This window comes from Vibrio ichthyoenteri ATCC 700023, from assembly GCF_000222605.1.
Taxonomy (GTDB): Bacteria; Pseudomonadota; Gammaproteobacteria; order Enterobacterales; family Vibrionaceae; genus Vibrio; species Vibrio ichthyoenteri.
On the sequence record NZ_AFWF01000144.1, the window covers coordinates 1 to 13,245 of the forward strand.

At 36.5% G+C, this 13,245-nt stretch carries 7 protein-coding genes and 4 pseudogenes; 4 read left to right on the forward strand and 7 right to left on the reverse strand.

Annotated elements, in window-relative coordinates; genetic code table 11:
* Both RH85_RS10620 and RH85_RS22290 read right to left on the reverse strand, forming a co-directional pair.
* On the reverse strand, positions 1-1,584 hold a 1,584-nt coding region (locus RH85_RS10620), incomplete at its 3' end, for a DUF7380 domain-containing protein (protein ID WP_006712234.1).
* Positions 1,585-2,463: 879 nt separating this feature from the next.
* Positions 2,464-2,650 (reverse strand): annotated as a pseudogene (locus RH85_RS22290) (IS5/IS1182 family transposase); the annotation flags it as partial.
* Positions 2,651-2,725: 75 nt separating this feature from the next.
* On the opposite strand from RH85_RS22290, the gene RH85_RS10625 reads away from it, so the two are divergent.
* Entirely contained in the window at positions 2,726-4,558 is a 1,833-nt protein-coding gene (locus tag RH85_RS10625; protein ID WP_006712235.1) for a hypothetical protein, read from the forward strand.
* A 117-nt stretch (positions 4,559-4,675) separates the two neighbouring features.
* Here the strand turns inward: RH85_RS10625 and RH85_RS10630 are convergent.
* Positions 4,676-5,515 (reverse strand): annotated as a pseudogene (locus tag RH85_RS10630) (IS5 family transposase); the annotation flags it as partial.
* A gap of 149 nt (positions 5,516-5,664) precedes the next feature.
* On the opposite strand from RH85_RS10630, the pseudogene RH85_RS22760 reads away from it, so the two are divergent.
* A pseudogene (locus RH85_RS22760) lies at positions 5,665-5,811 on the forward strand (IS256 family transposase); the annotation flags it as partial.
* Between the two features lie 412 nt (positions 5,812-6,223).
* Here the strand turns inward: RH85_RS22760 and RH85_RS10635 are convergent.
* From RH85_RS10635 to RH85_RS10650, 4 genes and pseudogenes are all read right to left on the reverse strand, one after another.
* The gene (locus RH85_RS10635; RefSeq protein ID WP_006712238.1) at positions 6,224-6,490 is read right to left on the reverse strand and encodes a hypothetical protein; all 267 of its coding nucleotides are present in this window, start codon (positions 6,488-6,490) and stop codon (positions 6,224-6,226) included.
* Positions 6,491-6,716: 226 nt separating this feature from the next.
* Positions 6,717-7,781 (reverse strand): ADP-ribosyltransferase family protein, encoded by a 1,065-nt coding sequence (locus tag RH85_RS10640; protein ID WP_039948960.1) that lies wholly within the window; start codon positions 7,779-7,781, stop codon positions 6,717-6,719.
* A 142-nt stretch (positions 7,782-7,923) separates the two neighbouring features.
* Positions 7,924-8,692, reverse strand: a pseudogene (locus tag RH85_RS10645) (IS5 family transposase).
* 252 nt (positions 8,693-8,944) lie between these two features.
* Positions 8,945-11,671 carry a glycosyl hydrolase family 18 protein gene (locus RH85_RS10650; RefSeq protein ID WP_006712241.1) on the reverse strand — a complete coding sequence of 909 codons (2,727 nt, stop codon included), beginning with the start codon at positions 11,669-11,671 and terminating at the stop codon, positions 8,945-8,947.
* Positions 11,672-12,167: 496 nt separating this feature from the next.
* Between RH85_RS10650 and RH85_RS10655 the strand changes: the two genes are divergently transcribed.
* The gene (locus RH85_RS10655; protein WP_006712242.1) at positions 12,168-12,770 is read left to right on the forward strand and encodes a recombinase family protein; all 603 of its coding nucleotides are present in this window, start codon (positions 12,168-12,170) and stop codon (positions 12,768-12,770) included.
* A gap of 224 nt (positions 12,771-12,994) precedes the next feature.
* Positions 12,995-13,245, forward strand: a 251-nt coding sequence (locus RH85_RS10660; protein WP_006712243.1) for a hypothetical protein, incomplete at its 3' end; no start/stop codon positions are given.

Below are 13,245 nucleotides of genomic sequence, written 5' to 3' on the forward strand. Positions count from 1 at the left end.
ATCCAAAAAAATGGCGTTTATTTTGAAGATGGATTCACGATTGAGAATTTTATGTTTTTGAGCTAGCTGCAACAGCTTACCCATAGCTTTTTCATTTTCAATATTTGGATCAGACGTAATGCCGATAGTAGGGATGCCACTCAGCTTCAGAATGTTCCGTATACAGTTTTCGACTAATGGGCAAAGCATCATTATGGAAGAAGAAAAGTCACCGCTATATCCATGCCATAGTGCTTTGGCAAAGAGCTTCGTCTGGTACTCAGGAACTATCACACAGTGTTGTACCAACGAGTGAAAATACTCAAAGTCGAGAGCTAGGTTTTTACGTGATATTTCAATAGCAGGGATAATCGAACTAGCGGAAATTATACGAGTCGCTCGTTTAAAGTATTCGTATTCTTCAATACGTTCATGTTCAGGAGAGTTTGGTTTTACTTGCCCGATCTTTCTTCCATCAGTATCACTATATGTGCAAGAACCTACCAATGACAAAAAAAAGCTAGTACCAATCTCGTTTTTGAGTTTACGTTGATTTCTACGGATATGGCGATAATCGATATCACCAATTCGTAAAAAGTCTTCGATGCAATCACCCGTAAAATTATTATGTATCTCGTTTATATCCTCGGATAGATCAAGTGACTCAGTTATAAACGGTACGCTTTGTGATACTTCAAGAGAACGATCTCGAATGATAGTTAACTTTTTTTCGAGTTCGAATAGTAAGTCTTCGTACTCGTCACCTCTAATTGGCTGTGTCTTTTGTAAAATGCCAATAGCGTCTCGGTAACGTTCGGCTGCTACATAAAAGTTATTTCTTTCATAGTCATTGTTTCCCCAAGAGGTTAAGCAGTGGATTTTCGATAGTTTACACTCTCCTTTAGTCGGGGAATTTTGGGGAAACCTTTTTATAATTTTTTCAATTTCCTCCCAACAATGGATAGATAAGTCATGTCGAAGTTCATCTTCTAACTTCGAAGCGTAAGTGATTAAAGACTCAATTAATGAGAAGGCATCTTCTTTCTGAATAGCATTAGCTTTATTTAATATCCTAGATACGACTAATGGCTCATTTTGGTTAACTGCTGCCGAGAGCAATGTCTGTGTTATTTCTTGTTTTTTATCTTTAGATTTGGAAACCCCGCATAGTTGCAGGCTTCTTGACCAATACCCTTGATTCATAAGCAGGTGTTCTAAAGGGAATTTTCTATATGCGTTTATAGCTAACTCTACATAGGAAGGTTTTTTTATGTCCAATGTAGACCAAATGACATCATAGTACTTGGCTGTAAGCCATGATGAGTCAATGTCAGCGATAATGTTTTCTAATTCTAGTATGTTTTGGGCTGAAACTTTGGGGGTATCCCACATGTTAGTAGGTTTCATTTTCAACTCTCCGTTACGAAACCTAAAATCAGACACGGATATTAGCAGCTCGACAATTGATAGTGTATCTGAGAAGCCTTCATTAGATATTGCAAGTTTAATCTCGTGAAGTTCTTGCGCATAGGAGTACTCATTTAAAAGACGATCAATGTTTGTATTGTATATATTTCTTATTCTTTCTTTTATTTCTTCTTTCACTAGCCTAACTTCCACATATGAGTTTAGTAGTGTAATGATAACGATGTTTGAAACCCGTTTGAATGCGTTTAACTCAAAAGGAAGTCCTAACTCATGATATGAGTGTAGTGGCTTACGAAAATTAGTCGCTCGATTAGAAGTTTTGCCATACCTTTGATAATTCGTCATTAGCTAATTTAGCAAAACCACTGACAAGCTTTTGTCCAAACCCTTGCTAGAGATTGATCAGACTTTATTGTCATTTACATCGTGTTTCGGGTAGCAGTGCACTTTAAAAATGATCAAACTTTATTGTTCCTCCGACACAAACGAATGGTATCGGGTATTTCCTCTCCTTAGAACAATTAAACTCTTAATAGTATGCATACGATTAAGAGTTTAATTGTTACGATTTCATAGAAAACCGATCATTTTGGGGATTAGAGGACGTAATCGAGCCGAAATGAAAACGCATCACAAACGCTTAACATTTGGCAAAAAACTGTAATTTACTTTCAGAATGATTTTGAGGATTCTTAGATAGGAAAGCCCCTACTTTCACCACCTTGTAGCAAGGTCTGTTCCCTAAGCGGCAAAAGTAAGGGCAAATTTAGCTATTTACCATAATGTGCATAATGAACACCGAACAAACAACGATTACAAGAGCGTTGAAGGTATTGATAATGTTCAACATGGGTCTACCTTCCTTAACTCGGTCATTACACCAGTCGGTTGATTCAAAGATAGAATTCTCGTTCAATGAATCGACCGATTTCGTAATGACCCAAAGCCATATATCACGTTAATTCATTAGATTATAACTGTTTTATCAATTAGCATTACAATGGGTTTTGTTTCCTAATTCGAGTTCAGACACAAATGGTCTAGTATGAATAATTATTAGGCGATCACTGTCGTTTTAGGCATACCTAGCCCTATTAGTTTATTTAATGCTTTTATCATGGTGTAAGTTTCGCTCAACTTGAGCGTTGTAATTTTTTAAGCTTAATGTCCCACCGAGCATTTTCTTTACACGGAATATTGCCGTCTCTGAGAGAGAACGTTTATGATAACCGTACTTCTTTTTACAATTCAGAAAAGATAAAGACAAAGATAAACTATCATTTATTTTACTACCATAAGCTTATAGGAAAATAAAACAGTGATAATTAAAAATTACAACATTAGAAAACTCCTGAATTTAAATATTTCCAACACTGAATTTGACAAAATAAAAATAAAAAAAATAAACAATGTTGATATACAAAGAATGGAAAAAACAATCCAGACCTCTAAAAAACAAAAAATAAATGAAATGCGTCTTCTTTATGATGCATTAAAATCAGAAAGAAATTTAACCACGCAAAATAAAAAAATAGAGATAGATAGCACATATTTAAAAAAACATAATCTGGAATGGGTTTCTGGATGTGGGAATTTAAATATTAAAAACAAAGAAACCTTAGAGAAAATATTTAAAGCAATAGAACAAGACTCCAAAACTGAACATTACACAAAAAACACAACCTCAAGCAAAGAAATAAACAAGTTAAAAGAGAGTGAACTTTGTGATTTATTTGAAAAAATAAACCCAAAAACAACATTTGAACGCATGAGCATCTGTAGCCTAATAGATAAAATACACTTAAACTACAGCACACCAAAAGATAAAATAATATCTAAATTTGACATTACAGCATCAAGATTTTATTTAGACTCAGGGTTTGAGATTCCAGTTGGTAGTAAATATATCAATGGTAACATCTGCATAAGAAATAAAGACAATTTAATTTCAATTGACTTAGAGTTAAAAAGGGATGGATTAGAAAAAATAAACAAGAAGCTTAAGCTAGGAATGGAACACTTAAATCTTGATTTAAAACATAAAATAGAACATGTGCTAATGTATGATTTGGGTAATATGACACCAGATTTAAAAAAATATTTTAATGATTTAATATATAGACTACTTAGCATTAAACCAAAGGATGAAATTGAAAAAAAAGAAATCAATAATTATATTTCAGCACTAAAAAAAAGAAATGAAATTAATTTAAATGAAAAAATTCCTGCTAGTAAAAATAAAATATCCGTTAACTTGAGTCTGAACAATAAATTTCCATCATCTGTTCGAAGTGATTGGAGTTCAGAAAACAATATAAACAATTTGATTGGTGATTTATCGACATACAGAATCGATGTTGGTGATAATCATGAGTTATTAATTTACATTCCATCATATAAAACAATGTCATTTTACGGAAAAGTAAATATAACAGCAAAAAATGATGATAAAAACTCATTTGAAAACATTATAAACAAATTAAATTCATTTGGTTTTGAACTATTAAGACGTGACAACAATGAACTAGTAGATAATCATTACAAATCCATTAACGATAAAAAAGAAAGTGACAAACAAAACTTAAAAATCATGAAATCCGGTGGGTTTTATAATTTTGCAAACATTGGATTAGACATAAGTGAAATAAAATCATTCTCACACAGATTGAGGTTTGTTGGAGGAGATGTATCTGTAAAGGATGTATTTGAAAATGGATTCGGTCTGTACTCTTTTAACGAAAGAGTTGAGTTTATTAAAAGTAATAAAAATTTATCTTCAAATGATGATATCTCTGACTATGGGACAAAGTATATTTTTACATCGAAGAATGGAATAAAAAACAAAGCGAACTTAAAAGATATTAATCTTATTTTCAAAAACAACCTTGCCTATAGAACTGATATGATACTTGATCGCACAGGTAGCAAAATTGACCCTTGGCTATTTAATAAAAATGATTATAGCTCAGAATATCAATGGAATTTATTTAAAAGCAATATTGACTTTTCAGAATATTTAAATTACATCACTACAGACACGGAAGAAGAAAAAAACAACATAATCAATGAGTTGAAGGATATTGGATTTTCAAAATGGATCGATGGAAGAGAGTTGTCCGACTTTGTTATATTAAATTCTGAATATCATTAAGTTCTTGATTGGCTTTGTTACGTAAATTGATAGAACTAAATCCATCGCTTACGATATGAACGGGGCTTTGTTGCGTAAGTCATTTTCGAAGTAGATGATCCCCATTTTGGTTAATTGTTAGCCAATGCGGCACGTTTTAGGCATACCAAGCCCCGTAAGCTTATTTAACGCTTTAATCATCGCGTAAGATTCACCAACTTGTGCATTGTAATTTCTTAGGCTTAACTGTCCTACAAGCAATTGCTTCACTCGATACATCGCCGTTTCAGATATCGACCTCTTATGGTAGCCATAGCGCTTTTTCCAATGCTTGTTCGAGCCATATAGTCTTTGGCAGCCAACCGCTAAGTTTCTTGGATGGCCTCGTTCCCAGAATGCCGCTCCTTCTCTTGGAGGGATAAGCGCAACTGCCCGTTTAATGCGGATTGCTGCATGGCAATCCCTTGTGTCATAAGCGCCATCTCCTGATATCTCAAGAATTTTCCGACGTGTTTGTTTGAGTAAGTTAGGCAGCACCTCGGCATCAGTCACCACTGATAAACTCAATTCTGCGGCAATAATTTCGTGTGTACTCGTATCTACTGCGAGGTGGAGTTTGCGCCACACTCTGCGTTTACCATCCGTGCCATGTTTTTTGACTTTCCACTCACCCTCACCATAAACCTTAAGACCTGTCGCATCGATAGCAAGGTGTAGAATCGGTCCTTTGGTTTTCGTCTTAAAGCTCACCTCAACATTTTTCGCTCGACGACTGATACAACTGTAGTGTGGGCAGCACAGTGGAAGCTGAGCAAGTTGAAAAACGGAATCAATAAATCCTTGCGAAGCTCGAAGTGGCATTGAAAAAATACGCTTTACCATCAGAGCTGTTGTGATGGCTAAATCACTAAAGACACGAGTTCTACCACGCTTTTTTTGCTTACTTTGTTTCCACTCACTTATCGCTTCTTCATCAACCGTGGCTCTTTAACGTTTTGAATTGGGCTTGTTGCAAATAATCAGATAAGGAAGGTTTAGCCAGTCATTGGATTAAAATTACGAGTAAATCACCTCAACATTAAATAAACGATTCAATTTTAGTTAACCACTACGGTCTACCGTTACAGTTGATGATGGTCTACAAGTTAATGTACAGTGCAGAGACGAAATGGCGTCGTCTACGAGGTTTTACACTCCTAGCGGATGTTGTAAAAAATGTTCGCTTCATCAATGGAGTGAAAGAAATGGAGACTCATCAACAAGCTACTGCATGATCTCCATACACCACATTTGACAATAGCTCTTTCCATTGGGCTTCCCCCTTATAACAATGAAAGAAGAACATCGTAAAAAGCAATCGTCTAGCTACTTAACAGCAGTTTAAGGTATCAAGGCTTGGTTTAATGCCAAGCCTTTTTATTAGCAATCACTCATTTAACATATTGTGCAAACAACGATCCAATAAAGAATCAAGTTTGTTGCAACAATTTTAAAATGTCACATTCATTAACGATAGTAATTGATGTTCAACAAACTTGGGGATTGAACATACATCGACACACCACCGCTTGCAAAGGGTCTTGATGTGAGCACCATAGATTCATCGCCATTAATTTGGAGTGAGCCAAAAATAATAGCCATTCCATTTCTCTCAATTGAAAATGATGTTTGTATATCTTTTTCTACCTAAAACGAGCCAAGCTCAATATTTGAATATTGCCCCTCTTTGTATTGAACTTCTCCTCCGCTAAATCCAGTTGATGGATAAGCCAAGACTTTTACACCTTGAGGAACTTCGATAGATAATGAATTAGTTTGATACAGGTCGAATGCTGTTCCAATACCTACAAATCCTGAAACCCCTTCATTTTGGATATATACATTGTTCGCAAATACAAAAGCAGGAAACAAACAAGCTGCTATTACAGACAATATGAGAACAATTAAAACCATAATGAAACAATTATTTATTAGACATTCATTCTAAATATTTATTGGTTGCACTTGAGTATATCTAATTTAGACGGGCGGATCTATCTCATAGCTGAATTACGCAACAAAGCCAGTTGTCATTGTTCACCGAGTTAGTGATTGTACTCAATTAACTCGGTAAAAAAACTGCTGGGCGGTTCAATAAGGTGAACGGGATCATTCATTGAACGAAAATCCTATATTTAAATCAACCAATTGGAGTCACGACCTTCTGAGATGGTAAACTGTTAGATCTCAACAAAGAGTGTTTAGCACTAGAGTCTGTTTTTCTATCTGTAGCTAAATCTAAAGATATGCCAACATCGCCATTATTAGGGGCGGTAATTGCCACTTCTTCAAGGACATTTAATTGTTTCTTTCCATCATGATATTGGAATACTTTTTTTAACTTTAAACCATGAGGATAAAGTTCCTCTTCCTCGTAATCACATCTTGAATGTTCAGCTATGTAATAGCTACTTTTGCCAAAAATTATATTCAATTCAGCCTTGCCTTTATTTTCACTTTCATCTCCCATAAACAAATTTGCAACTTTCAATAGTCGACTTGTTGATAAGTACCCTTTTATTTCAACAGTATCACCCTCATTGATGTGTGATAAATCAGTCTCAACAAAAACCCCTCTAAATGTTTTTATTATTCTATCTGTTGATGTTTTTTTTGTGAACAATTCATTAAGACCGCTAATCACTTTCAGCATCTCATCATTCAAGGGTAAGTTTTCTCTCAAAGCCGAATTTAATTTTCTGTATTCAAATCCACCTGTATAATAATCAATAGCATCAATCGCATTCTTGCTCAGAATATGAGTGTGATTCTCTTCGTATTCTAACCCTGTGTCATTTATTGTTGTAGATGAATCATTATCATTCATTGTTGTAGATGAATCATTATCATTCATTTTTGTAGATGAATCATTATCATTCATTTTTGTAGATGAATCATTATCATTCATTTTTGTAGATGAATCATTATCATTCATTTTTGTAGATGAATCATTATCATTCATTGTTGTAGATAAATTATTATAGATTGAATGTTTGTCATTTTTCTTGAAGTTCAAAAGGTATGATATATCATTTTTTTTCTCAATGTTGTATGATTTATCCGATGTGTTAATTAATCGCTTTATGTCTTTTGCTAAAAGAGAATGCCCATTGCAGACATTATCTTTCATCTTCATAATTTCACTCGTTGACACATGTAAATTAAAAGCTCTTCGAATAAAAGTATTTTGAATTATTGATTTCATAAATTACTCATTACATTATTTCACAAAAAATATTATTATATGTTACCATATTATGGTCATTAAATAATGAATAATTGTGATATATGATGGCTTTGTTTCCTAATTCGATTTCAGTTAAAAACACGCCTAACATAACTGATTATTAGGCGATCACCATCGTTTCGGGCATACCAAGCAGCTTCTTCACTCGGAACATCGCTGTCTCTGAGAGAGAACGTTTATGGTAACCGTACTTCTTTTTCCAATGCTTATTTGAACCATAGAGTTTCTGGCACCCGACCGCTAGATTGCGAGGGTGACCTCGCTCCCTGAAGGTTGCCCCTTCTCTCGGCGGAATGAGCGGTGCAGCTTGTTTGATGAGAATGGCTTCGTAGCACAACCTTGTGTCATAAGCACCATCGCCAGAAATCTCTTCGATTTTTCGTCGAGCTTGTCTGAGCAAACTAGGTAGCACTTCACCGTCGCTTACATTCGATAAACTTAACTCAGTAGCAATGATTTCATGTGTGTCAGTATCAACCGCTAAATGCAACTTTCTCCAGACACGGCGCTTCCCATCAGAGCCATGCTTTTTGACTTTCCACTCGCCTTCACTGTAGACCTTTAGTCCTGTCGCATCAATGGCTAAATGCTGGATTGTTCCTTTGGTTTTTGTCTTGAATTCGACCTCAACTGTTTTAGCTCTATGAATAATGAGGGCATGACAATGGTAGTTGAGCGAGCTTAAAAATAGAGTTAATGAACCCTTGAAGACTTCTTAGCGGCATTGAAAATATGCGTTTAACCATAAGAGCGGTCGTAATGGCTAAGTCACTAAACAAGCGAGGTCTTCCGCGGTTTCCCTGTTTGATTTGCTTCCATAGCTGGATGGCTTCTTCATCAATCCAAAATGTCAGTGAGCCGCGATTAATTAAAGCTTGGTTATAGTGTTTCCAATTGGTTGTTTTTTAACGAGGCTTGACCATTAGTCTAAGTGTTTGAGTGGGAACTTAGTTGATCAGATCGTGGGTTACTGATTTAGTTCCCTGATTTAGGAAACAAAGCCGGTGATCGGTATCATTCATTGAACGAGAATTCTACCGTTGAATCAACCGATTGGAGTTATGACCAAAAATAATAAGGTGCTCCCAAAGGAGCACCTTAGGTATCAACTCAACTTATAATTATTTACAAATTGCTTCACCCACAAAGAACCAAACGTCTGATGATTCACTTGGCTTAGAACCTTGGGTCCACCACTTTGCTTCCCAGCGTTTTCCTTCGTAGTCTACTTGGTCACCACCGTGATAAACGGCTTCGACTGACCATGGTAGTTCGACTTCAGATTCAAGTTTCCACATTTCTGCTGTTGGCGTAGGTTCGTTACCTTGGGTCCACCATTTAGCTGTGTAAACAAGGCCATTGTGACCTACTGTCTCAGTTGTATAGATTGTAGTGGCATTCCATTGTGGATAACTATCAGCATTGTCGTCTTTAACTTCACATTCTTGTGGAGTAAGCCGCTCTGAAACTTCAATAAGTTTAGTTTTTGTAGAGGAGATACCAAACACATCGATAGCTGTTAATGTAACAGAGTAAGAACCTGCAACATCAGTATCGAATGATGCATCGTGACCTCGAGATTGATCTACTGCAATATTTCCACCGTTTAGAGTAACTTGCCAATTTAGAGAAAGCTCTTTTGGTAGCTCGTCTGTTGATATTGACGTCATTTCTACGATATCACCGACCTCTAGAACTTCAGATTTAACTGTGAACATAGCCGTAGGAGCTGCGTTCATGTCGGGGTTACCTATGACTGTGGTAGTTGCTGACATTATGTCAGTATTGCCGAACTTGTTAGTAACTGTTACTTCTGCTTGTACATTGTATTCAGGCTTATTTGGAAGTTCATTAGTGTCAACTAGAACTGTCACTCTCTCTGCGTCAGAAGTTATAGCGATATCCTTTGGAGTAACTTTCCAAGAATAAGCAAGGTTGCGGTCTAGATCGTCAGAGGCATTAGCAGTGAATGCTAGCTCTTCTCCAGATCCGATTTTGTAAGTATTTCTATGAGAAATCGACTCGATTTCAGGAATAGTTTCATTCACTTTTAGCGTGTATGTCATTGTGTCCGATGACTTAGTGTTGTTGGCAAATGTTACCTCAACGTTAAAAGTAGCAACAACGTGATCAGACACTGCGTTGTGGTTAACCGTGAATACTGATTTTAGACCTTTGTCAGTAATCGCTATGTTTTCGTTTCCAATACTAGATTTTTCTAGGGTCCATGTTACGTGTTTAACTGCAACATCAGTTGAACCATTAATCAGAGCTGATAGGTCGTATACACCACCTTTAACGTATTGAGCTTGCTTGTCGCTTGCAGATACTGACGGTGCTTTGTTTCCATCAAACAGGTTCGTTAGCTCTTTACATTCTGCGTCTGAAGTAATGTTAACACCACAACTGTTAATCAATTGTTCCATATTGAACACTTGCTCTTTAACTTCGTAGCCTAAACCTTCACGAGCTGCGTTAAGCATCAAGCCTTCATCGTGGTCAGCCATCCAAGTGAATATACCACCTAAATTATGCTTATTAACATACTGAGCTTTAGCGAATACAGAACGTGGAGTATCGATAGATACGAATAACTTGTTTGACTCGTTATATACGAAGTCAGCATTAGAAACAGCATCTGTGTATAGTTTGTAGCCGTTCTTGCCTTCCATCTTTTCAGTTTGACTAACCGTAACAAAGTTCTCAAATAGATCATTCACAGACGTAACAGCCGCTTCAAAGGTACCTGCGGTGTTATGAACAGGGCGGAAGTCACCTCTTAGAGGACTTGCTTGTATGTCAGCTTCGACAATCGCATTGCGCGAGTAGTTAGCGTAGCCAAGTTGGATATTCTTCGAAGGAATACCTAAGTCTTGGATCATGTATTGAATGGCTTTATCAGCTGACCACTTTGAATCATCTGATGAGTACAGGTTCGTGTGGTGGTTCAGAGTAGTATCCCATTGACCAAAAAAATCATAAGTCATTAGATGGATGTTATCAACGCCCGCTTCAACGAGATCTTTTAATTTAGCTGCATCTATCTTGTCGTGTGGAGCTCCTGATGCAATGCCAATAACCACATCATTACGCCCCATCTTGTCTAGTTCAGTTCGTAATTCAGCGATGAATTCACGGTAATTCTTAGCATCGTTAACTGGATCAAATACGTTTTCTGGAGCACCTTGTATACCCGGGTATTCCCAGTCAATGTCTAGTTGCCCGATGAATGGGTAAGCGCGAACAAAATCAATCAAGCTGTTTAGGAATACAGCTCGATTTTCTGGCTTAACAGCATCAGATGCTATGTTTGATAGTGACCACCCGAAGATGCTTATACCAACACGAGTTCCTTTCTCTTCATGTAGTTTTTTCATAACGCCCAGCAAACCATTTGGAGTTGGAGACTTCCATGTTAGATCTGGCTGCCATGACATTCCCATACCTGGAAATTGCTTCTCTAAGTCTGCATAGGAGTCAGTTGAGCTTAACTCAAATTTTTTTAAGCCAAACTGTGCACAGCTAGTAGCAAGACCATTAATTCCTCCTGTTACAGAAGGATCGCCAACTTTAGTACCACAAAGGCCGAAAAAAGAGAGAAGGACAGTGTCGTATTTTGATAGTTCGTCTAAATCAGCTACGTAACCTTGTTGATAGTGAGTCCAATTAGATAAATACGCGGTAACTTCAGGAAGTTCTTTGTTAACTTTGTATGAATTTGAATAAACATCTGTTTTAGCATGATCAATTTTGAAATTTGAAAGGCCTGTCGCAATACTAGCACTTGCCGTCGTTGATGCTAATGCCACTGCAATAGCCATAGATAAAGCTGAAATCTTTTTATTCATATGTATATCTTCTACCTATCATAAAGGAAAATACATTATCTACTAATCAATCAATAAAGTGACTGTATAAGTTTTAAATAGATGCGACTGACTTCAAATAAAAAGGTCTGAGTAGTTGTGGACTACAGTCGTAATCGAAAGTGACGGATCATTTAACTGCTCTTGAAACATATTTCGTAATTAAACGGATGAAAAACAGCGTTAGTTTTAATTAAGTATACCTCACAAAAACCAATTCAGATATGCAACCAAACCCTTAATCAAACCTCTCGATGAATCAGCATTGGCTACCTATCAAAACATTGGGTTCGATAGGCAATGCCTATATCGCTCGTTAAGATTATTTTTTAGACAAAGCAGCCCTCACTAAATTAGTACTCTCTTTACAACTGAAAACTCCTATCAATTTGTATACTTTTTGATAGACAGTGAAATCATCTATCAAAAGTACTATTATAACTAGCAAATCAAAACACCTTGTAGATATTGATAGATTATGGAGAAAGTCGGATACGCTCGGGTCAGTTCAACTGGTCAAAGTTTGGACATTCAGCTAGGAAAATTAAATCAGGCTGGTTGTCAACGGATTTACCAAGAAAAACGAAGTGGTCGAACCTCAAATCGTCCAGAGTTTCAATCCTGTATGAATTATCTTCGAGAGGGCGATACCTTAGTTATTACCCGTTTAGATCGCCTTGCTCGTTCGGTTGTCCATCTTGCACAACTTGCCAAGCGATTTGAAAAAGAGAAAATCAACTTAATCGTCATCGACCAAAATATCGATACAAGTACATCAACTGGTCGATTAATGTTTAACATGCTGGCATCCATTGCTGAATTTGAAAATGACTTACGCACAGAACGACAAGCGGAAGGTATTGCCAAAGCAAAAAAGAACGGCGTGAAATTTGGGCGGCCAGCCAAACTCAACGAGCATATGTGTGATGCAATACATTCTCGCCGAGCCGAAGGAGCCACGATCGGTCAACTTGCGAAAGAATTTGAGCTTGGAGAAGCAACGATATATCGCGCCTTAAAAATGGCAGTGACAAAAGAGAATAAACCACGCCCCCCATCTGGTGAAACTGGTACTTTCTAAATTTGAATTGCCCCATTTCTACTTAGTACTTTTACTCGTTCATATCCTGTTAATGGGGTTTTGCCTTACTAAAAGTTATCCTTCACGGCGCAATCTATCCTCTTAGCGCTTTCAATAAGATATTGATTTTATGTTGAAGCGTTAAAAGAAAGACTGCATCATAGCAAAAGACAAGCAACGTCGAATACTATTATACAATTATCAACGTAGGCTATATCCAAATTATGAAAAAAGTAATATTACTTGGAGCAGGTTTTTCCTATGACTTAGGCATGCCATTGGCGTATGAGCTAACAGATGTATTTATAAATGTGTTTAGTGAAAAAAATTCGAAAGAGCTTGTGGAGTTAGTCTACCAACAAAATAGTAATGAAAACTCAAGACCCATTAATAGAGCGGCTTTGAATGAAGCGATGCAAATGGTTCTTGATTATAATGGAAGCAATTACGAAGAATTACTAGCCAACATTGAAAG

What these genes read in the sequence shown, in the direction of transcription:
- RH85_RS10635 (WP_006712238.1), bottom strand. Translation starts at nt 6,490, where the DNA reads ATGGTTTTAATTGTTCTCATATTGTCTGTAATAGCAGCTTGTTTGTTT.
- RH85_RS10640 (WP_039948960.1), bottom strand. Translation starts at nt 7,781, where the DNA reads ATGAAATCAATAATTCAAAATACTTTTATTCGAAGAGCTTTTAATTTA.
- RH85_RS10650 (WP_006712241.1), bottom strand. Translation starts at nt 11,671, where the DNA reads ATGAATAAAAAGATTTCAGCTTTATCTATGGCTATTGCAGTGGCATTA.
- RH85_RS10655 (WP_006712242.1), top strand. Translation starts at nt 12,168, where the DNA reads ATGGAGAAAGTCGGATACGCTCGGGTCAGTTCAACTGGTCAAAGTTTG.